At 60.2% G+C, this 24,608-nt stretch carries 21 protein-coding genes and 1 tRNA gene; 14 read left to right on the top strand and 8 right to left on the bottom strand.

Features of this window, described 5'->3' with window-relative positions; all coding sequences use genetic code 11:
• Nucleotides 1–125 precede the first annotated feature (125 nt).
• Both ompR and ACYVHK_RS05065 read left to right on the top strand, forming a co-directional pair.
• Nucleotides 126–848: a response regulator transcription factor family protein gene (ompR, locus tag ACYVHK_RS05070; RefSeq protein WP_460528258.1), complete on the top strand. Its 723-nt coding sequence runs from the start codon at nt 126–128 to the stop codon at nt 846–848.
• Nucleotides 845–2,296, top strand: coding sequence for a two-component system sensor histidine kinase family protein (locus ACYVHK_RS05065; protein ID WP_460528256.1), 1,452 nt, complete (start codon nt 845–847; stop codon nt 2,294–2,296). Before ompR ends, ACYVHK_RS05065 begins: the two co-directional genes overlap by 4 nt.
• A 75-nt stretch (nt 2,297–2,371) precedes the next feature.
• Here the strand turns inward: ACYVHK_RS05065 and hslO are convergent, their stop codons facing one another.
• The 4 genes from hslO to orn form a co-directional block, all read right to left on the bottom strand.
• Nucleotides 2,372–3,250: an Hsp33 family molecular chaperone HslO gene (gene hslO, locus ACYVHK_RS05060; RefSeq protein ID WP_460528254.1), complete on the bottom strand. Its 879-nt coding sequence runs from the start codon at nt 3,248–3,250 to the stop codon at nt 2,372–2,374.
• 10 nt (nt 3,251–3,260) lie between these two features.
• Nucleotides 3,261–3,842: an MFS transporter gene (locus ACYVHK_RS05055; RefSeq protein WP_460528252.1), complete on the bottom strand. Its 582-nt coding sequence runs from the start codon at nt 3,840–3,842 to the stop codon at nt 3,261–3,263.
• 87 nt (nt 3,843–3,929) lie between these two features.
• On the bottom strand, nt 3,930–4,409 hold the full coding sequence (locus ACYVHK_RS05050; protein WP_460528250.1) for a CinA family protein: 480 nt from the start codon (nt 4,407–4,409) through the stop codon (nt 3,930–3,932).
• A gap of 4 nt (nt 4,410–4,413) precedes the next feature.
• Nucleotides 4,414–4,959 carry an oligoribonuclease gene (orn, locus tag ACYVHK_RS05045; RefSeq protein WP_460528248.1) on the bottom strand — a complete coding sequence of 182 codons (546 nt, stop codon included), beginning with the start codon at nt 4,957–4,959 and terminating at the stop codon, nt 4,414–4,416.
• 91 nt (nt 4,960–5,050) lie between these two features.
• On the opposite strand from orn, the gene ACYVHK_RS05040 reads away from it, so the two are divergent.
• The 9 genes from ACYVHK_RS05040 (at nt 5,051) to ACYVHK_RS05000 (ending at nt 16,086) form a co-directional block, all read left to right on the top strand.
• On the top strand, nt 5,051–6,298 hold the full coding sequence (locus tag ACYVHK_RS05040; protein WP_460528246.1) for a M48 family metallopeptidase: 1,248 nt from the start codon (nt 5,051–5,053) through the stop codon (nt 6,296–6,298).
• 11 nt (nt 6,299–6,309) lie between these two features.
• Complete coding sequence (locus ACYVHK_RS05035) at nt 6,310–6,624, top strand: 4a-hydroxytetrahydrobiopterin dehydratase (protein WP_460528244.1); 315 nt, start codon at nt 6,310–6,312, stop codon at nt 6,622–6,624.
• Nucleotides 6,621–7,496, top strand: coding sequence for a ribosome small subunit-dependent GTPase A (rsgA, locus tag ACYVHK_RS05030; protein ID WP_460528241.1), 876 nt, complete (start codon nt 6,621–6,623; stop codon nt 7,494–7,496). Before ACYVHK_RS05035 ends, rsgA begins: the two co-directional genes overlap by 4 nt.
• Before the next feature lie 182 nt (nt 7,497–7,678).
• The gene (gene rpsU, locus ACYVHK_RS05025; protein ID WP_072427461.1) at nt 7,679–7,891 is read left to right on the top strand and encodes a 30S ribosomal protein S21; all 213 of its coding nucleotides are present in this window, start codon (nt 7,679–7,681) and stop codon (nt 7,889–7,891) included.
• Nucleotides 7,892–8,011: 120 nt separating this feature from the next.
• Nucleotides 8,012–8,452, top strand: coding sequence for a GatB/YqeY domain-containing protein (locus ACYVHK_RS05020; RefSeq protein ID WP_460528239.1), 441 nt, complete (start codon nt 8,012–8,014; stop codon nt 8,450–8,452).
• 55 nt (nt 8,453–8,507) lie between these two features.
• Nucleotides 8,508–10,427 carry a DNA primase gene (gene dnaG / locus ACYVHK_RS05015; protein ID WP_460528237.1) on the top strand — a complete coding sequence of 640 codons (1,920 nt, stop codon included), beginning with the start codon at nt 8,508–8,510 and terminating at the stop codon, nt 10,425–10,427.
• Between the two features lie 203 nt (nt 10,428–10,630).
• Nucleotides 10,631–12,571: an RNA polymerase sigma factor RpoD gene (gene rpoD, locus ACYVHK_RS05010; protein WP_460528235.1), complete on the top strand. Its 1,941-nt coding sequence runs from the start codon at nt 10,631–10,633 to the stop codon at nt 12,569–12,571.
• An 8-nt stretch (nt 12,572–12,579) separates the two neighbouring features.
• Nucleotides 12,580–12,656: transfer RNA gene (locus tag ACYVHK_RS05005), tRNA-Ile, on the top strand.
• A 376-nt stretch (nt 12,657–13,032) separates the two neighbouring features.
• On the top strand, nt 13,033–16,086 hold the full coding sequence (locus ACYVHK_RS05000; protein WP_460528233.1) for a sensor histidine kinase: 3,054 nt from the start codon (nt 13,033–13,035) through the stop codon (nt 16,084–16,086).
• Nucleotides 16,087–16,205: 119 nt separating this feature from the next.
• Here ACYVHK_RS05000 and ACYVHK_RS04995 read toward each other — a convergent pair whose 3' ends face one another.
• From ACYVHK_RS04995 to ACYVHK_RS04985, 3 genes are read right to left on the bottom strand one after another with little or no spacing between them, the layout of a single operon-like run.
• Entirely contained in the window at nt 16,206–16,706 is a 501-nt protein-coding gene (locus tag ACYVHK_RS04995) for an Hsp20/alpha crystallin family protein (RefSeq protein WP_460528231.1), read from the bottom strand.
• An 18-nt stretch (nt 16,707–16,724) separates the two neighbouring features.
• On the bottom strand, nt 16,725–17,096 hold the full coding sequence (locus ACYVHK_RS04990) for an Hsp20/alpha crystallin family protein (RefSeq protein WP_460528229.1): 372 nt from the start codon (nt 17,094–17,096) through the stop codon (nt 16,725–16,727).
• Between the two features lie 27 nt (nt 17,097–17,123).
• The gene (locus ACYVHK_RS04985; protein ID WP_460528227.1) at nt 17,124–17,576 is read right to left on the bottom strand and encodes an Hsp20/alpha crystallin family protein; all 453 of its coding nucleotides are present in this window, start codon (nt 17,574–17,576) and stop codon (nt 17,124–17,126) included.
• Nucleotides 17,577–17,679: 103 nt separating this feature from the next.
• Here ACYVHK_RS04985 and ACYVHK_RS04980 point away from each other — a divergent pair, with 103 nt between their 5' ends.
• From ACYVHK_RS04980 to ACYVHK_RS04970, 3 genes are all read left to right on the top strand, one after another.
• Nucleotides 17,680–17,913, top strand: coding sequence for a hypothetical protein (locus ACYVHK_RS04980; RefSeq protein ID WP_460528225.1), 234 nt, complete (start codon nt 17,680–17,682; stop codon nt 17,911–17,913).
• 331 nt (nt 17,914–18,244) lie between these two features.
• Nucleotides 18,245–19,000 (top strand): SDR family oxidoreductase, encoded by a 756-nt coding sequence (locus tag ACYVHK_RS04975; RefSeq protein ID WP_460528223.1) that lies wholly within the window; start codon nt 18,245–18,247, stop codon nt 18,998–19,000.
• A gap of 326 nt (nt 19,001–19,326) precedes the next feature.
• Entirely contained in the window at nt 19,327–23,331 is a 4,005-nt protein-coding gene (locus tag ACYVHK_RS04970; protein WP_460528221.1) for a di-heme oxidoredictase family protein, read from the top strand.
• Between the two features lie 182 nt (nt 23,332–23,513).
• On the opposite strand, the gene ACYVHK_RS04965 is transcribed toward ACYVHK_RS04970, so the two are convergent.
• Nucleotides 23,514–24,575, bottom strand: a complete 1,062-nt coding sequence (locus ACYVHK_RS04965) for an FkbM family methyltransferase (protein WP_460528218.1) — start codon at nt 24,573–24,575, stop codon at nt 23,514–23,516.
• Between the last annotated feature and the right edge of the window lie 33 nt (nt 24,576–24,608).

Raw genomic sequence — 24,608 nt, 5'->3', positions numbered from 1 at the left:
TACGTAACTGCTTTGTCAGTGCAATCGGCACAAATGTAAGCGGATGTATCTGCAAAGCTCTACCGTTACATCCACTTACAGCGGCAGCACAGTCTTTCAACACAGCGGCACTTACACTCGACGCCATGAGTAATAGCTACGACCTACTGTTGATCGACGACGACGCGGAATTGCGCGCCATGATCAAGCAATACCTGGAGAAACATGGCCATACCGTTACGGTGATGGCGGATGCCAGCCAGCTTGAACGGCGCCTCAACCGGCAACGTCCGCACCTATTGATTCTGGACCTGATGTTGCCGGGTGATTCTGGCCTGACGGTCTGCCAGCGCCTGCGCGGCCAGGGTGAGGATCTGCCCATCCTGATGCTGACTGCCAGGGGGGACGAAATCGACCGCATCATCGGCCTGGAGATGGGCGCGGATGATTATCTCGGCAAGCCTTTCAATCCGCGCGAGTTGCTGGCGCGCATCGAGGCCATTCTGCGCCGGCATAGCCAGCGTGCGCCTGCCGGTGCGCCGGACCCGGAGGGTGGTGTGGTGAGCTTCAGCGATTGTGAGCTGGATCTTTCCACCCGGCGTCTCTCCCGCGCTGGTGTGCCGATACCGTTGACCAGTGGCGAGTTCAGCCTGTTGGCGGTGCTGGTTCGGCATCCCCATCGCCCGCTCAGCCGCGAGCGGCTAGTGGAGCTGGCCCGGGGGCGTGAGGCAGAGGCTTTTGAGCGCAGCATGGATGTGCAGGTCTCGCGCCTGCGTAAGCTGATCGAGCCCGACCCTGCCACGCCCAGGCTGATCCAGACCGTCTGGGGCTTTGGTTATGTCTTCGTGCCGGACGGCGAAGCCCGATGAAGCTGAAGCTGCCTCGTCAGCTCGACACCCTGCTCGGCCGTACCGCACTGGTCCTGATTGTCACGCTGGCCGCCAGCCACTTTGCTGTGTTTGGTCTGTTCCGCTTTTTTCATGCCGCTGATCTGCACCGACAATTTGCCAACCAGTTGGTGGCGGCCGTGGACACCCAGCGCAGCGAGTACCTGCGGCTGACGCCTGAGCAGCGCAAGGCCTTGCTCGCGCAGCCGCAAGGCAGCCTTAGCCTGCAGTTGCCGCCCGGCGTGGAGGTTCAGCAGAACGAGATGGAAAAGGCCATTACCGACGAGCTGGTTGAGAAACTGGGCGCGGGTACCTGGCTGGGCCATAGCGGTGGCCGGCGCGAAGGCGGACCTGGCCCCCGGCCGGATGCCGATCGCTCGCCGCCACCGGAACCGCCGGATGATCATCGCCCACCGCCCCATGAGCGCGGCATGGGGTTGGAACCCATGCCACCGGGGCCTGACATGGGCTCCGGGCCGGGGCCGCGCGGGCCGCGTCTGTGGCTGCGCTTCCAGCTTGATGGTCAGCAGGTCTGGTTCAGCCAGCATTTCCCGTGGCCGGATCGTCGGCCCGGGGACAATCGCTCGCTGGTACAACTTGTCGTCGTGATGGTCATCCTGGCGCTGGCCGGCACGCTGGCCTTGCTGTGGCCAATCTATCGTCCGCTGCGCCGGCTTGCGGCCGCCCATGCTGCCGTCGGCAAGGGCCAGGCACTGGCACCGCTGCCGGACCAGGGGCCGCGCGAGGTGATCAAGCTGACGGCCAGTTTCAACAGCATGGTGAGCAACCTTGCGGCGCTGGAAGAAGAACGTCGCACGTTGCTGGCCGGGGTATCGCACGATCTGCGTACGCCGCTGGCCCGGCTGCGCATGCGGCTGGCCTTGCTCGACAATGCTGACATCAGTGCGTACGAGCGGGATCTGGATGATATCCAGCGCATCACCGAGCAATTCCTGGCCTATGTGCGCGGCGAAGCCGACGACGCCGAGCGCGAGCGGCTGGATATGGGCGAGCTGCTGCGGGAAGTTGTCGAGCGCTACGGGCACGCAGCTGTGAGCATCCAGCGCATTGATGAAGGCCCGGCACCGGAAGTCGACCGGCTGGCGCTCTTGCGCGCGCTGTGCAATCTGATCGACAACGCGCTGACCCATGGCAAGCCGCCGGTGTTGTTATCGGCGATCCAGGCGGGTGAGAGCTGGCAAATCACGGTACGGGATCACGGCCCTGGACTGCCGCCGGAAGAACTCAACAGTGCCCGTCGACCTTTCCACCGACTGGACCCTGCGCGCCAGGGGCACGGCCATTGCGGGCTGGGACTCGCCATTGCCGAGCGTGTGGCGCGGCGGCACGGCGGTGAGCTGATACTTGCCAATGCGGAAGACGGCGGGCTGATCGCGAGTTTGCGCATCCAGTTGAACCGGCAGGCCTGAGCCGTCGGTATTGATCCGGCAGGGCCAATAAAAAAGGGAGCCAATGGCTCCCTTTTTTTTTGCATTCAAGCCGCCTCAGTGACGCGTGTCGTCGGCCGCTGCGCTCGAATCGGTGACAAACAACTGCGCCACGTCCACGGCATCGAACTCGTAGTACTGGTTGCAGAAGTCGCAATTGACCTCTACATGGCCGCGTTCGGCGAGGATGGACTCGGCTTCTTCCTGGCCCACCATCTTGATCATATTGCCGACCTTCTCGCGCGAGCAGCGGCAACCGAAATGCGGGTGTTCCTCGACCATGACCCGTACTGCGTCCTGATGGAACAGGCGGAAGAGCAGGTCCTCCGGCGGCAGCGTGCTCAGTTCGTCCGGGGTGATGGTTTCCGACAGGGTGGTCAGGTGTTCCCAGGCGTGCGGATCACCCTGCCCTGCCGGCAGCTTCTGCAGCATCAGGCCCGCGGCCTTGCCTCCGCTGCACGACAGCCACAAGCGGGTATCAAGCTGTTCCGAGCTCTGCATGTAATGCTCGATGATCGCGGCCACGCTGCTGCCGGACAGGCCGACGATGCCCTGGTAGGTCTGGCCGCCCTGGCGCGGGTCCAGCGTGATCACGAACTTACCCTCACCCAGCAACTGGGCGAGCGGAAGATCCGGAATGTCGCCGGCTTCCTCATCCCAGCGGGCGGTCGCGCGCAGTGTCAGGTCGGATTCGCATTCGATCACGATCAGCTTCACCAGGCCGGTTCCGTGCATCTGCATGATTAGCGAGCCATCGAACTTCAGCATGGCAGTCATCAATACGGAGGCTGCCATCAGCTCGCCGATGATCTTCTGCAATACCGGCGGGTAGCTGCGCCGGGCCAGCACCTCTTGCCAGCTGTCACCCAACTGGACGACTTCGCCACGCACCGGGGCGGCGTCAAACAGGAAGCGTTGCAGGATGTCTTTACTCATATTCGGTCTTTCAGGATTCGGTATTGATGAGTTCGACCGTGCGCAGGGTCAGCGGCAGGGAGGAGTTGACGTCGAACTCGCAGCCGGTCTCGACGCCCACACGGGCGATGTCTGCGGCCGTCAGGTCGGGGCGTTCATAGACGGCGCGCATGGCGCCGATGGCAAAGTCGCGGCCCGAGCCGATTGCCCAGAACTGCCGGTACTCGTAGACCTCGCGCATTGAGTACATGCCAAAGATGCCGTGCGCATTGGCGATCAGCACTGTCATCTGGCTCGACTCGTAAGGGTCGTCTTCTTCCTCTTCGGTCTTGAGGAAGAAGTCTTCCTTCAGCTTGGGGTGCAGCTTGCGAAAGCTGTCGAAGATCGCGGGGCGGCTGCTGAAATCCAGCGTCCGGCCCTTGGCGAGCGCCGACTGCAACACCAGATCGTGCGCCGCAGCACCGCAGATGCCGAACAGGCTGTGGTGCGACTCGAATATCTTGTCCGGCCGGGCATCATGCAGATGGCCAAGGCGGGTGTCGCCAAAGGTGGACTGGGTGTCCGCCGCGATGGCGACCTGATTACCCTTGCGGACGACGACGATGGTGGTCATGGGTATGGTTTCGATTGATCAGGAATCACAATAGCTTGCCGGCGCGAGGCCGACAGGCACGATTTGGTACAGCCTTATTCCAGCGGCTCAAGCTTGGCTATGGGCCAGCAAGCGGGTCAGCGCCCAGGCGACTGTCTGCGCCCTAACCGAGGCCCGGTCGCCCTCGAAGTGCTGTGTCTCGCTCTGCACCCCCTGGGGCCCCGCCACCGCCAGGCATACGGTCCCGACGGGTTTGGCGGCGGTGCCGCCGGACGGCCCCGCTACGCCGGAGACCGCCACAGCCAGATCGGCGCGGGCGGCGCGCAAGGCGCCTTGTGCCATTTCGCACACGACCGCCTCGCTCACCGCACCATGCTGCAACAGCGTGGCCGGGCTCACGCCCAGCAACTGCTGCTTGGCATGGTTGGAATAGGTCACGAAACCCATATCGAACCAGCCGGACGAGCCGGCGATATCCGTAATCGCACTGGCGATGCCGCCGCCGGTGCAGGATTCCGCAGCGGTGACCCGCCAGGCACGCGCCTGCAAGGCATGGCCCAGCGCTTCGGCCAGTGCGTAGCTATCCATGGGATCAGGCCTTGAGGAAATGCTCGCGGTAGTACTTGAGTTCATTGATGGACTCGTACACATCCGCCAGTGCTTCGTGCTTGCCGGATTTCTTCAATCCCTTTGCCACCTCGGGCTTCCAACGCTTGCACAGCTCCTTCAGCGTGGAGACATCCAGATTGCGGTAGTGGAACCAGCTTTCAAGCTCCGGCATCCAGCGCGCCATGAAACGGCGGTCCTGGTGGATGGTATTGCCGCACATGGGCGATGCGCCCTGCGGGACATGCTCGCTAATGAAAGCCAGCATCTGCTGCACCACGGCGGCTTCATCCAGGGTAGATGCCTTGACCCGGTCGATCAGGCCGGACTTGCCATGGGTGTTCTTGTTCCAGTCGTCCATGGCGTCCAGCACGCTGTCGGGCTGGTGCACAACCAGTACCGGGCCTTCGGCCACGGTATCGAGGTTGTTGTCGGTAATCACCACGGCCAGCTCGATGATGCGATCACGATCGGGCTCCAGCCCGGTCATTTCCATATCAAGCCAGATGAGTCGATTGGGGTCTTGTGCCATACTTCGCCGTTCATCTTTCTGCCACGTACGCAACCAGTTGCTGCACACGGGGTCGTAAGTCCTGTAATCCTCCATTTTCGCATACGCCGGCATGACAGCCCACGCCTTCAGTCTCGTTTTCCTGTTTTTCCTGGTCTTTTCCACCGTATTGCAACTGTGGCTGAAGACCCGGCACCTGCATCACGTGCTGGCGCACCGCGCTGCCGTACCGGCCGACTTTGCCAGCCAGATCGAGCTGGACGCTCACCAGAAGGCGGCCGACTACACCGCGGCCAAGGTGCGCTTTGGCCGCATCGGCATCGTCTGGGAGTCGCTGATACTGGCGGGTTTCACCCTCGGTGGCGGCGTAGGCTGGCTGGATGGCAAGGCGCATGAGCTGGCCGGCAATGGCGTCTGGGCCGGGCTGGCACTGATCGTCGGCCTGACCGTCGTCAATGGCATCCTGTCGTTGCCGTTCTCGCTGTATTCGACCTTTGTGCTGGAAGCGCGCTTTGGTTTCAACAAGACCACGCTGGGCGTGTTCATCGCCGACCTGATCAAGTCCACCCTGCTGGGCGCCGCACTGGGGCTGCCGCTGGTGGCATTGGTCCTGTGGCTGATGGATGCCGCCGGTTCGCTCTGGTGGCTCTACGCCTGGGCCGCCTGGGTCACGTTCGGCCTGGTGCTGATGGCCGTCTACCCGAACTTCATCGCCCCGCTGTTCAACAAGTTCACGCCGCTGGCCGACGCCAGCCTGAAGGACCGGATCGACGCCCTCTTGAAGAAGTGCGGCTTCGAATCAAACGGTGTGTTCGTCATGGACGGCAGCAAGCGCAGCAGCCACGGCAACGCCTACTTCACCGGCTTCGGCAAGACCAAGCGCATTGTCTTCTTCGATACGCTGATCGAGCGCCTGGAGCCGTTGGAAGTGGAGGCCGTGCTGGCCCATGAACTGGGCCACTACAAGCGCCGCCATATCATCAAGCGCATGGTCACCATGTATGGCATGGGCCTGATCACGCTTGCCATCCTGGGTCTGCTCAAGGATGCCGGCTGGTTCTATGCCGGCCTGGGCGTCGCGGTACCGTCCACCGCCGCCGCATTGGTGCTGTTCTTTCTGTCGCTGTCGGTGTTCACCTTCCCCTTCGGCTGGATCGCCAGCCGTGGTTCGCGCAAGCATGAATATGAAGCCGATCACTACGCCGCCGAAGTCAGCGACGCTGAGGCGCTGGTATCCGGCCTGGTCAAGCTCTATCGTGACAATGCCGCCACGCTGACGCCGGACCCGCTGCATTCATTGTTCTACGACTCGCACCCACCGGCCGCGCTGCGCATCGCCGCCTTGCGCGCCACGCAATAAAGGAGAGCCCCTTGTCGCTCGCACATGAGAAATGCCCCGCCGTCGTCCCCAAGCTGACGGATGCCGAAGTCCAGGCCTTGCTGGTGGAAGTCGCTGGTTGGTCGGTGGACGCCGGCAAGCTGACCCGTACCTTTCGCTTTGGCAACTATTACGAGACGCTGGCCTTCGTGAATGCGTCGGCCTTCATCTCCCACCAGGTGGACCACCACCCCGAGCTGCACGTGACCTACAACACCGTCAAGGTTGCGTATGACACGCATTCGGTAGACGGCTTGAGCCGTAACGACTTTGTCTGCGCCGCCAAACTGAATGCGCTGGGCGCATGACTGACACCGCACGCATCATCCAGGCTCACGGCAAATCCTTTCTGGTCGAACTGGAATCCGGTCGGCGCTACAAGGCCACCACGCGCAGCAAGAAAACCGACTTTGCCGTCGGCGACAAGGTCGACATCGGCATCCTGAACGAAGAACAGGCCGTGATTGAGCGCGCCCAGCCGCGCCAGAGCCTGCTGTACCGCTCCGACGAGTGGCGCGAAAAACTGATCGCCGCCAACGTGACCCAGATCATCGTGGTCCTGGCCGCCGTCCCCAGCTTCTATGAAGAGTTGCTGAGCCGCTGCACCGTCGCGGCCGAGGATGCCGATATCCGCATCCTGATCCTGCTAAACAAGGCCGATCTGCCGGAAACCGAATCCGCCCGGCAAGCCCTCGCCCCCTACCGGGCACTGGGTTACCCCATGATCGAACTCTCGGCCAAGGAGAGCGTGGAGACCCTGTGGCCCTATCTGAAAGACCAGACCTCGGTCTTCGTGGGTCAGAGCGGCATGGGCAAATCCACGCTGGTGAACGCGCTGCTACCCGAAGTGCAAGCCCGCACCCGCGAAATCTCCGAAGCGCTGGATTCTGGCAAGCACACCACCACGCACGCCACGCTGTATCGCCTGCCGCACGGCGGCGAGCTGATCGACTCCCCGGGCCTGCAGGAATTCGGTCTACGCCACCTGCCGGCCGACCGGCTGATCAGCTTGTTCCCGGAGCTGCGCCATTACGCTGGCCAGTGTCGCTTCCAGAACTGCCGCCATGAGCGGGAGCCAGGCTGCGCGCTGATCGCGGCGGCCGATGCCGGCACTATCCTGCCGCAACGCCTGCAGCTCCTGCGCAAGCTGCAGAACGAGTGCAAGAAAAGCAGCTACTGATCCTTGGCCCTGATGTTTTGATCGTCGTAGCCGTCGGCAACCGACATCGAAACCGGGCACCGAAGCCGCAAACCCCTTGCAAATCAGGCTTTTATTTGCCAAGCAGGGTTTGACGCTGTTAAAATCCTAGTCCGCAGTATTTTTTTATTAACTTTCTCAGTTAGAAAGCAGGACTGATCTTCATGCCTAACGTACGCGTCAAGGAAAACGAGCCGTTCGAAGTAGCCATGCGCCGCTTCAAGCGCGCGGTGGAAAAAACCGGCCTTCTCACCGAACTTCGCGCTCGCGAGTTCTACGAAAAGCCGACCACCGAGCGCAAGCGTAAGCTCGCTGCTGCTGTGAAGCGCCATTACAAGCGCATTCGCAGCCAGATGCTGCCGAAGAAGTACTACTAAGCAGCGTTTTCCGCGTACCGCACGCGGGGGCTTGCCTCCGTGGTAACGCACTCAGGGCCGCCGGTTTATACTGGCGGCCTTGTGTTTTTCCGTTCCAACCTACTTCTTCGAGCGACCGCCATGAGCCTCAAGCTACGCATTACCGACGACATGAAAACCGCCATGCGTGAAAAGGATACCGCCCGCCTGGGTACGATCCGTCTCCTGCTGGCCGCCATGAAGCAGAAGGAAGTGGACGAGCGCATCGAACTGAGCGACGAGCAGATCGTTGCCATCATCGACAAGATGCAAAAACAGCGTCGCGATTCCATCAGCCAGTACGAAGCCGCCAAGCGCCAGGACCTGGCCGATATTGAGAAGGCCGAGATGGTCGTGCTGGAAGGCTATATGCCGCAGCAGGCCGATGAAGCCGAGATCACCGCCATCCTGGATGCCGCCATCGCCACCCACGGCGCCACCGTTGCCGCCATGGGCAAGATCATGGCCGATATCAAGCCCAAGCTTGCCGGCCGCGCCGACATGAGCAAGGTATCCGTGCTGGTCAAGGCCCGCATCCAGTAACACGCCGCACCCGGCAACTGCGCAGGCTCCGGCCTGCGCTTACGCTGAAAGCCCCATGGCCCGTATTCCGGAAGAATTCGTTCAGGACCTTCTCAACCGCCTCGATATCATCGAGGTCGTTGAGCGCTATCTGCCGCTCAAGAAGGCCGGCCAGAATTATGCGGCCTGCTGCCCCTTCCACAAGGAAAAGTCCCCTTCCTTCACGGTCAGCCATACCAAGCAGTTCTACCACTGCTTCGGCTGTGGCGCGCATGGCTCGGCGATCAGCTTTGTGATGGAGTACGAGGGACTGGGCTTCCCGGATACGGTGGAGAAGCTGGCCGAATCGATCGGCATGCAGGTGCCGCGCACCGAGGGCCGCCCGGATGACGCCCCGCGCCGTGCCCAGCAGATCAGCCTGGTCGAACTCAACACCCGGGCCATGCACTTCTATCGTGAGCAGCTCAAGAACAGCCCGCGCGCGATCGACTATCTCAAGCGCCGGGGCCTGAGCGGGCAGGTTGCCGCCCGCTTCGGCCTGGGCTACGCACCGGACAACTGGCACCCGCTGGCTGAATGCTTTAGCGATTACGCCACCAACCCGCAACTGAATGAAGTCGGCCTCGTCATCGACCATGCCGACTCCGGCCGCCGCTATGACCGCATGCGTGACCGGGTGATCTTCCCCATCATGGACGGCAAGAGCCAGGTGATCGGCTTTGGCGGCCGTATCCTCGACCAGGGCGAGCCCAAGTACCTCAACTCGCCGGAAACCCCGTTGTTCCAGAAAGGCCTGGAGTTGTACGGCCTGCCGCAGGCGCGGCAATCCATCCGGGCGAAGAACCGGGTGCTGGTGGTCGAGGGCTATATGGACGTGGTCGCCCTGGCGCAGTTGGGCGTCGAATATTCGGTCGCGACGCTGGGCACCGCCTGCACACCCGAACATATCAAGAAGCTGACCCGCATGGCCGACCAGGTCGTGTTCAGCTTCGACGGCGACAAGGCCGGCCGCAAGGCGGCCTGGCGCGCACTGGAAAACAGCCTGGCCTTGGCTACGGATGGCAAATCACTGAGCTTCCTGTTCCTGCCGGCCGAACACGACCCCGACAGCTATATCCGCGAATACGGCAAGGATGCCTTCGAAGGACTGGTCGATACGGAAGCCCTGGGCCTCGTGGCCTTCATGACCCGCGAACTGGCCAGCCAGGTCGACATGAGCACCGACGAGGGCAAGGCCAAGTTCCTGCACCTGGCCAAGCCGCTGGCCGCCCAGGTCAAGGCGCCTGCCCTGTCCATCCTGCTCCGGAAGAAACTCGGTGAACTGGCGGGCCTGGATGGAGTCGAAGTGGCGCAACTGCTTGGCGGATCACCCGCGGCGACCAGCCAGCAGACGCACCACCCGCAGCAGGGTGGCGGGCAATCCAGGCAACAACAGCAATATCCCTCCCAGAAAGCGCCCAAGAAAAACTGGGACAACAATCAGGGCGGAGAGAAGCGCAAGTGGCGTGGCAAGAACGAACCCGAGATGGGCGCCCCGCCACCGGATGGGCCACGGCAGGCAAGCGACCTGGGATTCGAGCTCTTGCAGATACTGGTGAGTGCCCCCAAGTATGCCCTTGAGCTGCCACAGAACGAACTACCCACCGTGGCGATGACCCCCTCGATGCGGGCCATCCAGCGCGTGGCGGACTATGTCAGCGAGCTGTCGCAAGTACCGGCAGCCGGACATTTGCTGGATGCAATGCGGGACGACCCGTGCTTTCCCTTGCTGGACCGGGCCTTTGCCAGAAGCCGTGATACCTACGGCGACAGCGAGGATGCCATCCTGGCCCAGACCTGGGATCACGCCCTGCAACGCTACCTCCTGCTGATGGAGAAGCCCAAGGTCCGGCGCAGACAGGCGGAGCTGGACAGCAAGATCAACGCTGGCGGCATGGGCAGCCTGAGCGCCGAGGAGCGTGAAGAGTATGGTCGGTTGATATTGATGGGCAGGTAAATTTTCTCCGCAAAGCGGCCTCGCGCTTCCTAAAATGAAGTCAGGGCCGCTCATGTCGGACCCTTTTAGCAGACACCCCTTCGGGGCCTGCGGATGCCATGGTAGCGAGCGAACCCTCTGTTTTTCTTCGAGGAACAGGTGCTCGCATTAGTAGATCATGGTACAATTCGCGGTTTCCCCGTTCCAAATCGAGATATCCACAGATGGCGGCAGATCAAGAGCTCGACAAGTCCGAAGCCAAGCGCGACGCAGAACCGCGTCTCGACAGTGAAGCGCGCAAAGCCCGCTTCAAGAATCTCATCGTGCTCGGCAAAGAACGGGGTTACCTGACTTACGCCGAGATCAACGACCATCTGCCAGAAGACATGCTGGACGCCGAACAGATCGAAGGCGTTATCAGCATGATCACGAACATGGGCATCCAGGTCTACGATGAGGCGCCAGACGCCGAATCGTTGCTGATGTCCGATTCGGCACCTGCAGCCGTAGCCGATGATGATGTGGCCGAAGAAGCGGAAGCCGCGCTCTCGACCGTGGATTCTGACTTCGGCCGCACGACCGACCCTGTCCGTATGTACATGCGTGAAATGGGTACGGTTGAGCTCCTGACCCGCGAAGGCGAAATCGAGATCGCCAAGCGGATCGAGGACGGCCTCAAGCACATGATCCAGGCCATCACCGCCTGCCCCACCACCATCAGCCACATCATTGGCATGGTGGACAAGGCGCTGGCCGACGAAATCCGCATCGACGAAGTCGTGGACGACTTTATCGACCCCAACGCTGTTGAAGAAGAAGCCGCGCCGCCCGAACTGAGCGATGCCGACAGCGATGAGGATGTGGCGCTGGAAGACGCGTCTGACGAAGACGACGAAGACAGCGAAGGCGCCGCCGCCGCCGCTGCCGCTGCCAACCTTGAAGAACTGAAGAACAAGGCCCAGGAACACTTCGCCGTGATCCGTGAGCTGTTCGACAAGATGATCAAGGCCCTGGAAAAGCACGGCCCGCACAGCAAGCAATACGCTGTGCTGCAGGAGCAGGTCTCGGCCGAGTTCCTGAAGATCCGCTTCTCTGCCCGCCAGGTCGAAAACCTGTGCGACAGCCTGCGCAACATGGTGGACGAGATCCGCGGCTACGAGCGCGAGATCATGGACATCTGCGTGCAGAAGGTCCGCATGCCGCGCGAGCATTTCATCAAGACTTTCCCCGGTAACGAAGACAATCTCGACTGGGTAAAGAACGAAATCGCCTCCGGCAAGCCGTATTCCGCCATTCTGGAACGCTACCAGCACGCCGTGATGGAAAAGCAATCCAAGCTGGCTGAGCTGCAGGCCAACGCCATGCTGCCGATCAAGGACCTGAAGGAAATCAACCGTCAGATGTCCACCGGCGAAGCCAAGGCCCGCCGTGCCAAGCGTGAAATGATCGAGGCCAACCTGCGTCTCGTGATCTCGATCGCCAAGAAATACACCAACCGTGGTCTGCAGTTCCTTGATCTGATCCAGGAAGGCAACATCGGCCTGATGAAGGCCGTGGATAAGTTCGAATACCGCCGCGGTTACAAGTTCTCGACCTATGCCACCTGGTGGATCCGGCAGGCCATTACCCGCTCGATCGCCGACCAGGCCCGCACCATCCGTATTCCGGTGCACATGATCGAGACGATCAACAAGATGAACCGCATCTCGCGGCAGATCCTGCAGGAAACCGGTCTCGAGCCGGACCCGGCCACCCTGGCCGAACGCATGGACATGCCCGAGGACAAGATCCGCAAGATCCTCAAGATCGCGAAAGAACCGATCTCGATGGAAACGCCGATCGGCGACGACGACGATTCGCACCTGGGCGACTTCATCGAGGACCAGAACAACCTGGCCCCGGTGGACGCTGCGGTCTACGCCAGCCTGCGCGACGCAACCCGCGACGTGCTGGACACGCTGACCCCGCGTGAAGCCAAGGTTCTGCGCATGCGCTTCGGTATCGAAATGAATACCGACCATACGCTGGAAGAAGTTGGCAAGCAGTTCGACGTGACGCGTGAGCGGATTCGTCAGATTGAAGCCAAGGCACTGCGCAAGCTGCGCCACCCGACGCGGTCCGAACGGCTGAAGAGCTTCCTCGACAGTCTGGCCAGCGAAGGCTAACCGGTTACGGGCCTGTAGCTCAGTTGGTTAGAGCAGAGGACTCATAATCCTTTGGTCCACGGTTCAAGTCCGTGCGGGCCCACCACAAACAGAGGGACCCAGGCGCTTTGGCACCTGGGTCCTTTTGCTTTGGCTGGCCCATTTCTGGACCAAGCCACTGACTTACAATCCGCATATCCGTGGTTCTAACCTGAGCTGATGGCCGATCAAGCTGCTCCAAAGGGCTCCCCGTATCAGAAAAACCTCCGCGGCCAAGCGCATACATTTGATTTGCTTGCAATTATTAAGCACGGTTGATTTCAAGCCGATACCAACATAGGATGCGGTGGCTGCAAGCCATTCCTGCCCATTTGCGTGCCAGCAAACGCCTCCGAACTACCCGCTACATCAATCAACAGCCTCTATCTCTCTGCAGCCCGAACGGAGAGTTTGGTAGGCTGCGTTAGTACAACGCCAACAGCATGCCATCCATTCTGACCTCCCTCCGCTGGCTCTACCTGTTGGTCACCATCAGCGCCGTAACAGCTTGGGCGCAAGGCAGCACAGTGCGGATGCTGGACTACCATCAGGACGTCTGGACCACCAAACAAGGTGCGCCCAGCGGTATCAGCAATATTGCACAGACCCGAGATGGCTGGATATGGCTGGCCACGGACAGTGGCCTCTACCGCTTTGATGGTGTCCGCTTTGAAAGCTTCAAGCCCCTCCCTGGCGAAGCACTGCTGGGCAGACGGATCGGTACCTTGTTTGCCGCGCCTGATGGCGACCTCTGGATCAGCTATGTCAGCGGCGGCCTCAGCCGCTTACACAATGGCAGACTCGAGCACCATCCCCGACAACCGTCCTCCATTGGTTTGGTCTACGAAATCGCCGTGGATATCGACGGCACACCCTGGGTAGCTGGCGCCGAGGGCTTATTCCGTCTCTTGGGGAAAACATGGGAAAAACTGGGCCCCCATCAAGGCATCCCCAGTGGCTACACCGAGAATATCTTTGTTGATCAGCGCGGTACGCTCTGGGCAGCCAATGGTCAAAACACCTACCGGTATGATCGGGAGGCGGGGCGGTTCCGCGAGCACCCATCAAGCTTGAAGAACAGTGGCCTCATTGATGGCCCCGATGGCAGTGTCTGGATCGGTGACCCTGGACGGGCGCAACGTGTATCGGCACCGACTGCGCCAAGCGCCAGTGTGCGCTCCGAGTGGATTAACGCGTCAACAGGCCATTACAGTTTGTTCGACAGAGAAGGTAACTACTGGGCAGTCGATTGCGGTGGGATGCCCTGCCGCATTCCCGCGAAGTACGTCAAAGACCGGGTAAATTTGCAGCCTGATCGCCGCAACAGCAGCCAGATCGGTCAGCATACGCAAGCAGCCGAGGCAAAGAGCCTGGTCACACTTGAGGATGCTGAGGGGAATATCTGGTTGGTCGCGTGGGACAGACTCGAGCGTTTTCGGAAAAAGAAACTGAATACTTATCCGGCGCCAGGGCTCGCAGGCAGGACCGAACTGGCCGCGGACGGCGACGGCCACCTTTGGGCTTACAACAACCTCAAACAAGAACGATTTTGGCAATTAACGGATGCTGCCGGACCTTTGGCTTATCCTGGCGACCCGCTAGGTATGAGTATTGCCTCCAGCAGAGACGGTCATCTTCTGGTGGCGACAACCAAAAGCCTCTCTCGCCGTAGCGATGGCAAAGTCGAGGTCATCCCCCTGCCTGACGCGGTTACCGTCCACCCCTACTCCCGCCCGGAATACCAGGGCGTAACGACGATAGTCGACGACGGCCGTAGCATCTGGGTCAGAACACTGCCGCCGGCCCTATACCGCTATACGGACGGCGTTTGGGAAAGTGCCGAACAGCTCGGGCTTCCGCCCTCTCCTGTCTCTCTCGCCGCCGACGCAGACGGCTCGGTGTGGTTGGGCTATCGGGACAATCTGCTTATCCGTTACACACACGGCAAGCAGCGGCGCTACACCAAGCAGGATGGTCTGGACAACGGCCTTACCCTTTATCTTCTCGCCGCCAAGGATCTGTTGGTCTCTAGTGACAAAGGTACGTCGGTACTGAAGGGAGATAGATTCTTTCCTATCAAGGCGGATGATCCAGAAGTGTTGATGCATGTCTCCGGCGCGGTGACGACACCCGATGGCGATTATTGGCTGAACGGTACCAAGGGACTGGTGCATGTAAAGGCCGAAGATTGGCAAAAGGCCATCAATGGCACTGACCAGGCATTGAGATACGAGCTGTTCGATGCCCTGGACGGCTACCCTGGTCGCGCTCAAAACCTGACGCTCACAAACTCCGCGCTGCTCAATAAGGACGGAAAACTGTGGGTGGTTGGCAATACCGGCGTTGCCTGGCTGCAACCAGGCCAGCTCCCCCGGAATCCTCGCCCACCGCCGGTGCATTTGCTTGGCATTGAGGCGGACCACCATTACTACCCCAAGCGCGATGCCATCGAGCTGCCTGCGGGTAGCAACAACCTGCAGATCGCCTACACCGCGCTCAGTTACAGCATGCCGGAGCGCGTTCGATTCAAGTATCGACTCGAAGGCGTGGACAAGGAATGGCAGGACGCCGGAACCCGGCGCACGGCCTACTACACCAATTTAGGACCGGGCCAATACCGATTCCGCGTCGTCGCGAGTAACGAGGACGGGGTCTGGAACAATGTGGGCGATACCCAGGCCTTCAGCATAGCGCCAACCTTCTGGCAGTCCCGACTCTTTCTGGTGTTGTGTCTGGCGCTGCTCGTCATGCTGGCTGCCGCACTTTACCAATGGCGAGTTCGACAACTGCTACTGCAGGCGAAAATCCGGCTGGCGGAGCGGGAACGGATTGCACGAGCACTGCACGATACGCTGCTGCAAGGCATGCAAGCCATGGTTCTGCGCTTTCAGCTACTGACCGATCGCCTCCCACTCGACCAGCAGGGACGGGATAGGGCAGAAGCGATTATGGCCCAGGCCGAAGGCATGTTGGTGGAGGGCCGAAACCAGGTCATGGCATTGCGCTCTGCGCATAATCTGGAGAGCGGCCTCGCTGCTGCACTGGCTGAGGTAGGTTACCGTCTGGCGTCGGACGTGCCGGACACATTTTCCCTGCAAATAAAGGGGAAGCCGCGGAACCTGACGACTGAGGTGGCAGAGGAAGCCTACAACATTGCCCGAGAAGCATTGAGCAATGCCTTCCGCCATGCTCAGGCAAGCCAGATCAAGCTGACTGTGGCATTCGCGCCAGAACGGCTTGCGATCCATATCCAGGACAACGGCACAGGCATCCCCGTATCAATCAGAGAGGGCAAGCAACCCTCCGGCCGTTGGGGTATATCCGGCATGCGCGAGCGCGCCGGACAGATCAATGCACAACTGCAAATCAAACAGGATACTACCGGCGGTACCGAGGTCCTGTTGAGCGTGCCGGGCAAGATCGCCTACGCAAAACCGGAGAGCGCCGAGGACTCGCTCAGCCGTCTGCTGAAATGGTGCCGTCGCCGCGAAAAATAGGGCGGAAAATAGGGAATAGCCCACGATTAATATCTAAAAAAATCGTGGTTTATTCCCTATTTTTCCGAGGATGAGGTAGCTCCGCCATTTAAAAGCGGGGCGTCTCCGCCCCGCCTTTGTTAGCCCTGCCGCACGAAAATTCGGCGGGTGTTATCGTTACGTAGCTTCGGGAGTTCGATCCTTAGCACGCCGTCTCGATAACTCGCGCTGGCAGACTCAACGTCGACCGCAGCGGGCAATGGCACCATGCGCTGGAAACTGCCATAGGCACATTCCAGAACGCGATAGTTCTTCTCTGCGCTATTACGTTCGAATCGTTTGGCGCCGGACACGGTCAACATATTGGACAATACCGTGTACGAGAAGTCCTCCCTCGCCATGCCTGGTGCTTCGACGCGAACAACGATCTTGTCACTGTCGTCGTAGACATCCACAGCGAGATAAGCCCAGGATGAAACCGGTAATCTGGTCCCATCGGCCTGTTTGGGGACAGCATCGCGGGCGTCAGGTGAGTAGTAGGTAAGGGCGCCATCCGCTCGTTCGCGGAGTTTTGCCCATCCGTCAGATAGAGATGCCCAGAACTGGCTGAGCCCCTGCTTCCAGTCGTGAACCAGGTTCATCGCACGTCCCTCCTTCACTCACCCGTGCTGGATCGCGATGCGCTTGGGCTGTGCGTGCGCCAGCTTTGGAATTCGCAGTTTCAGCACGCCATCCTTGAGTAGCGCATCGATGTGCTCGGTGTCCAATTCCCGGCTGAGCTCAAGGGCATGCCGATAGCGGGGCACCCTCACCTCGGCATAGGCTGATTCGAGACTGCTTGGTAGCCAGGTGACTACGGCCGCTTCCAGAATCAGATTGCTACTTTCGAGCTTCAATTCCAGCGAGTCCGTATTTGCCCCAGGCACATCTGCAAGCAGGGTTATGCCTGTAGCGTCTTCGAAGACATCAATGCGTGGCTGAATGGCCGGCGCATCGGTATTCAGGACGGTCTTGGCTTGCTTGTCGCTCATGATCGTATCCTCCAACGGTAGATAGGCTCACTTGATGGTGATGTGCTTGGGTTGAGCGGCCGCGCTATGCTTGAGGCTGACCGCAAGTACGCCATCCCGATAGTTCGCCGTCACCTGATCCGTGTCGATATCATCCGGAACCGTGATGGCGCGGCGGAACTTGCCGTGGAATCGCTGGCGGCGGAAAACGCTCAATCTTTCCGACTCTTCAGGAAGGTCATCCGGACGCTCGCCCGCGACTGTCAGCACACCTTTTTCGAGCACTAGATCAATGCTCGCGGGGTCGACCCCCGGCGCAAACACGTAGACTTCGGTACTCGTTGGTGTGTTGCCGATATTCACCGCGGGGAAGGCGCCGCCAGCTGCGGCTCGGATGCCTTGCGACGTGCCCGGCTGGCTAAACATCGCGTCCAGCTCACGGCTGATACGCTCCAGTTCGCCGAAGATTCCGCCGGGAAAGCTCATGGATGTTCCATACATGATATGACTCCTTTCCGAGTAGAAAGTCCTGCGTAGGACAAGGTCGAAGTAGGGATCGCGCTTTGTTTTTTCAAGTACTGGATCAAGTGCTTTTTATCGCCTTATGATCAAGGTATTTGCAGACAAAAAGATGCGGATTCCGGCGAGAACTAATCGCTTCTGGCATACCAAGCTGCTGGTGACCGCTTCTGCCTGGTTTGCTGCCGAAAAGGCCGAAAAGACATGGTCCGCTGGTCGATCAAGAGCAGCCCGTCGACATAGTCGCCTCAAACAACTGCTGATCGATTCAATGCTAGATAACGCTGCCTTGAAGGACTTGCTCGGCCGAAACTGGTGAGCTCACAAGCGCAATGGGAAGCGGTTTCCATCCTCATGTCTGAGGGCGCGGAGGGAACCACACCTGCTTGTGGGTCGGTTGGCCGCAAAGCGATGTCGACACCATCAACCTGACTTTCCTACAATCGCTGCTGACCAACTTCGAGCAGCCCTATCGGCTCGCGTACCATAAATAGCCTCTCGGACGATAAGGGTACAAGGCCTCGGTTTTTGCCCTCACATCAGAACAGATCTATTTTCCCCCGCCTGTCACAAGCACTCTTCCTCCACCGTCTTGCTAGGTATGGATGGTTACACAGTGTCGCCGTCCGTTTACTGACAAAGGACTCGACATGAAAATCGTGATCATCGGTGGTAGCGGCCTGATCGGGCAGAAACTCAAGGCACTCTTACAAGAGGCAGGTCATGAGGTGGTATCGGCCTCTCCTTCCTCCGGCGTCAACGCGGTGACGGGCGAAGGCCTGACCCAGGCGCTGGCAGGGGCGCAGGTGGTGGTGGATGTCACCAACTCGCCGTCCTTCGAGGATGAGGCGGTGATGCAGTTCTTCACCGCATCGACCCGCAACCTGCTCCGGGCCGAGGCGATTGCCGGCGTGCGCCACCATGTGGCCTTGTCGGTGGTTGGGTCCGAGCGCGCGCCGGATGGTGGCTATCTGCGCGCCAAGGTCGCGCAGGAAGCGCTCATCAAGGCCGGCCCTGTCCCCTACACCATCCTGCGGGCCACGCAGTTCTTTGAATTCGCGGCGTCGATTGCCTACGTCAGCACTGTCGGTCAGGCAGTACGGGTGACGTCGGCCAAGCTGCAACCGGTGGCCGCGACCGATGTGGTCGAAACGCTGGCCGATATTGCCGTGCGGCCCGCCCTGAACGGCACGTGCGAAGTTGCCGGCCCCGAGGCTATCCCGCTCAATGATTGGGTAAGCCGCGCACTGCAAGCCAACCATGACCCACGCGAAGTGGTGCGGGATGATGAGGCGCGGTATTTTGGTAGCCGGCTCAATGACCAGACACTTACCGCGGGGCCGGGTGCTCGGATAGGTCGTATTTCGCTGCAAGACTGGCTTGAGCAACAGGGCGCCGCCCGGTAAGGCCATCTTTCAGAAGGCATACCCCTTACAGATTACGCGAATCGGGTATGCCCTCTATCTCGAACAATGGCGACCAGATATTAGCGCCATTCATAGTGCCGAAAATTGTCAATGTCATTGAAAGGCAGGATTTTCGCTGCCATCCTTCTTTTATCGATCGCAATTCAAGCGCTTGATATGTAAATGTAATGTGTAAACCAGTAGTAAATTATTCATTAGTCATTTGTAAATCATGACGCTATCATTTTGGAACCGCTTCCACTCATGGAGGTGCGGCGCATGCCTGATCGGTATTGCGCAAGGGATCCAAGGGGAAAGACATGGGGATGACACAGTTCGGGGAAATTCGACGGCAACCGGGATGGCAGCTACTCGCTACCCTGTTGCTGAGTTTGGCGCTCAGCGCCTGTGGCGGATCAGAAGATCAAGCCAATACGCCGCCCAAGAGCGCCAGCGAGGCAAGACCGCCGGCGAGTGCAGCGGTGGTAACTGCACAGAAGAGTGCCAAGCGCGGCCTGGCCTATGGCGAACATAGCGCGGCCGACCTGGCCGTGCTGGCACCGGGCCTTGCCTGGTGGGCCAACTGGGCACCTAAGCCGGAAGCTGGCGTTGCCGCCAGCTATTCGACCAGCGGTGTGGAGTTTGTACCGATGGCCTGGGGTGGCAACCCTACCCAGGCGGATCTGCTCGCCGCCATCCCGGCCGGTACCCGATACCTGCTGGGTTTCAATGAGCCTAATTTCAAGTCGCAAGCCAATATGGTACCGAGCAAGGCCGCCTCGCTGTGGCCGGTGTTGCAGGCTGTCGCCAAGCAACGCGGCCTGCTGCTCGGTGCGCCGGCTGTGAACTACTGCGGCGGTAATGATTGCGTCAGCGAAAACGGCGTGACCTATACCGACCCGATCGCCTACCTCGACGCGTTCTTTGCCAACTGCAAGGACTGTCAGATCGACTTTATCCCGGTGCATTGGTATGCCTGTGACGTACCGGCACTGAAGTTCATCGTGGATCGCTATCGCAAATACCAAAAGCCGATCTGGATTACCGAGTTCGCCTGTGGTGACAAGCAACCACGCTCGGACATCACGCTGGCGGTCCAGAAGCAGTACATGACTGATGCGGTGGCCTACCTCGAAAGTGAGCCCGCCGTGGCACGCTATGCCTGGTTCTCCGGCCGTGCCAACAATGTACCGAACGTGAACCTGCTCGGCGCCAGCGGCCAGTTGACCGAACTCGGCCAGCTATATGTCAACTTGCCCTTCCAGAGCACCGGTGCCGAAACGGAGTTGACACCCGTCAGCGCCAGCGCCAGTGGCCAGGAACGTGGTGATCTGAGTGCCGACAAGGCCATCGACAAGAACCTGAACACGCGCTGGGGCAGCGCCTTTGCCGACAACCAGTTCCTGACGCTGGACTACGGCAAGAGCGTTACCATTACCCGCCTGCAGATCAACTGGGAAAACGCCCGCGCAGAGAGCTATGCACTACAGGTATCTAACGACGGCAGCAACTGGACGACGGTACGCACCATCACCGGCAGCACCGGTGGCGTGGAAAACCTGCGAGACCTGAGCGCCAGCGGCCGTTATCTGCGCATGCAGGGCATCAAGCGCAACACGCAGTATGGCTACTCGATCTTCGAGATCCAGGCTTATACCGGCTCGCCTAGCAGCGGCCAGCCGACCCAGCCCACGCAACCGACCCAACCCACCGAGCCCACCACGCCGACCCAACCTACGGCGCCCAGCGCGGTGCTGGTGCCCGTTGGTGCGACCTCGTCTGCGGTGGAGAACGGTGGTCTGGGTGCCGACAAGGCCATCGACGGCAACCTGGCTTCCCGCTGGGCCAGTGCCCAGGTCGATAACGCCTGGTTGCAGATCGACCTTGGCGTCAATCGTGACATTGGCTACCTCAAGCTGGTGTGGGAGAACGCGCACGCGACCGAGTATGAGGTCCAGGTCTCAACCGACGGCCAGAACTGGACCGCGGTGCGCCATGTCTATGGCAGCAAGGGCGGTACCGAGGAGTTGTTCAACTTGCGTGCGAAGGGCCGCTACCTGCGTATCCAGGGCGTCAAGCGTTCTACCCCTTACGGCTACTCGCTGTTCGAGGTCGAGGTGCGTGCCCCTGGCGCGGACAACTCACTGCAGTTGCAAACGCCGGTTGCCTACAACGTGCCAACTGGCAACGAGACCCTGACCCCGCTCTATACCCCACAGGACCCGATCGAAACCCTGCAGTTCAGCCTGCCTGACGGCACGCTGGTGACGCGCTTTGGCGTGCGCGGCCTGGCCCGCCATGGTCGCGAACGTGGCGAGGACTGGAACGAGGCCGGCTACGGCCCGAACGAGACGGTCGATGCCGCCGGCAAGCCGGTCGACAAGGGACCGGGTAACTTCCTGACCTTCGTACCCCAGTACTTCAAGAACCGCACCTGGGGTTTCGAGATCATCGACAACAGCCGCGTCGCCGGTGTGACCAAGCCCAAGTTGCGGGTCAACCAGTACTTCACGCAGGCCCAGTTGCCTGGTGGCGTGGCCTGGTTCCGTGCCTTCGACCGGGTTGGCGTCACCGGCTATGGCTGGATGGCCCCAGGTGAGCTGGCGGACAAGAGCCTGACACTCTGCCCTGCCGTGGCCTACCCCGCCAATGGCAAGCTGCTGAGCGCCAATGTGCTCAACAATGGTTGCAGCCTGACCGTGGACGGCTACCCCGGCCATGGCGATATCGGCGCGGATGGCATGCCCAATGGCAAGAATGTGCCGGGCCGTGCGCTGCTCGTTGGTGATGTCATCGAGGTTTCGCCGTCGTTCTTCTCGACCAAGGAGGTCATGCAGAGCATCGGCGACGACGGTGGCATCCGCTACTATGCAGGCGAATGGACCTATGTCGTCGGCGTGGGCCTGCGCCCGTCTTACGGCGTACAACCGCGGTTGATGAACGCCGCGCTGCCGGCGGAAACGTTGTCGGGCGGCGATGGTTCGGTGTCCTACAACTATTCGGACAACGGCAGTTTCATGTTCCAGCAGCCGCATAACAATATCGGCATGCAGAACATGCAGCGCTTTGTCGAAGGCCGTCGCCTGATTCATACGGACTTCTTCACCGGCAAGCACACCGAGGCTGGCAACGATGTGTACACGGCAGCCCAGAACAAAGCGGGGCCTTTCTTCAGCCAGTCGACCTGTGTGGGCTGCCACACCAACAACGGCCGCAGCAATGCGCTTACCGACCTGAACCAGCGTCTGGACAATATGAACGTCAAGACGGCGCAACTGGGCGCTGACGGCAAGCTCTATCCGCACGGCCTGTACGGTGCCAGCATCCAGATGAATGCCAAGTCCGCTACCGGCACCCTGCAGGACTGGGGCAATGGTGTTCGCGTGGTCGGGTTCGATACCCGTTCCGTGCTGCTCAACGACGGTACCCGGGTTGAGCTGCGCAAGCCGCGCCTGGCATTCGATGGCCCCGTACCTGCGCTGTATTCGGTACGTAGCGCCCAACCCATGATCGGTACCGGCCTCTTGGAAGCGATTCCGGAAGCCGACATCGTGGCACGTGCCCGCAGCACGCCCGATGCCGATGGCGTCAAGGGCGTGGCCAACTATGTCTTCGATCCGGAATCGGGCCAAGTGCGCCTGGGCCGCTTCGGCTGGAAGGCATCCAAGGCCACACTGCGCGACCAGGTTGCATCGGCCCTGCTGCACGATATGTCGGTGACGTCGCCGGTCTACCCCAAGAAGTCCTGCCATGCCGGTGTTGCCGGTTGCCGCAGCGGGGTGGGTGAGCCTGGCGTGACCGAGGCCGAACTGCAGAGGGTCACGCAATACATGGCCCTGCTGGCCGTGCCGGCGCAACGCAGCCTGGAGAGCGGCTTCCCTAAGGGGGTGGCGCCGCTACCGGAACACATCGTTAACCCGGCCCAGGTGGCAGCTGGCCGCAAGGCCTTTGCCACCGCCAACTGCGTGGCCTGCCACACCCCGGAGATGAAGACTGGCAACAACCACCCCTTCGCCGAGCTGCGTAACCAGACCATCCGCCCGTACACCGACCTGCTGCTGCACGATATGGGTGACGGCCTGGCCGACAACCTGCCGGAAGGCAAGGCCAACGGTCGTCAGTGGCGCACGCCGGCACTGTGGGGGATCGGCTATACCGCCAAGGTACAGGAAGGCGACAGCAAGGTCGGCTACCTGCATGACGGTCGCGCCCGCACCCTGCAGGAGGCCATCCTGTGGCATGCCGGTGAAGCAGAGAAGAGCCGTCAGCGCTACGAGGCTTTCTCGGCCCAGGATCGCGAAGCCATACTGGCCTTCCTGCGCTCGCTGTAAGAATCCGGCGTATTACTGAGAAATTGCTTTAGGGGGTATCGGTGAATAACCGATACCCCCTCAATTTTCTGGCCTGCTCGTTGGGCGACGAGAGCCCTGATAAGAGGCTACATTAGGCGCTACGTCACTCCAAACGGGTAGCCGGACCACCCCAATCAGGGTGACGCCACTATCGTGAGTTGCTAGTGCTTGCGACGGCAATACAAGACCGTACCAAAGGTATTGAATTCATGCACACGCAAATGATAGGAATAGTCCAGCCCCAAGGCAGCAAGATACATGGGTATCTCGAGCAAATGTCCTGGCAAGTGATATAGCGAGATACATAAGTCGGGGCTGCATTCACGCAGTGTCAGCTCAGCGCCTTTTAATGCTTCCAGCTCAGCCCCTTCTACATCCATCTTGATCAGATTAGGCTTGAAGTCAGGCAGCAAGCTATCGATGCTTGCGCACTGAATCATCATCCCTCCCGCATCGCCAATCGCGCTCCCCATCGTGCCCTGCGCATCAAATCTCAACTGGATGTTTGACGACCATACACCCAAGGGGAAGCGAATGATCTCTGCCTGCCCAAAACGTTTCTGACCCAATTTCTCAAAATTCCCCGGGTCCGGCTCGAATACCGCCACGGCATCGAGCTCGTAACCGGCAGATTGCATCTTTTCCACGGCAACGCCAAAGCAAGCACCACAATCTATCAAACGCAGTGGTTCATGATAACGTGGCAAGTCCTCGGGGACATATTCGTCATGAATGCTTGGAACCGGACAATCATTCACTGCCCCGTGAAGGCGATACTGAATGATTGCATCCAGTAATGACTTGCTGTCTTTGTCCGAGAGTAAATCTCTAAACCAGGTCAAGTTCTCGGCAGCGCTCGAATAATCGAAACTGGTATCCAGCCAGTATGAGCTGAACTTCACGGTGGGCACACGCCTGATAAACTGGACCAGTGTTAACAGTTCAGAGAATCCCAAAGCTTTCAGCTCTCCAAACAACTCGGCCATATCCACATAATGGTTATGCAAGGCTACCACGCAGGAAAAATTTGCCTTTGAGCCGATTGCCGAGAATGCATCAGGCGTCAGGACGGGTACGCCTCGATAGCTTTCATCGCCTTTTTTCCTGTCGAGGATAAAGCACACATCGACATCGCTATCGAGCATGGCGTCCACCGTTGCTCTTCCTGCCTGCCCAAACCCATACACCACATACGCCTGGCGATCAGTATCCGGTAAATTCATCATCGACTTCCGCGCTCGTTTCTGATCAGCATA

The sequence above is a fragment of the Chitinimonas naiadis genome (assembly GCF_054780835.1).
This window is presented reverse-complemented; position numbering and strand designations above follow the sequence as displayed.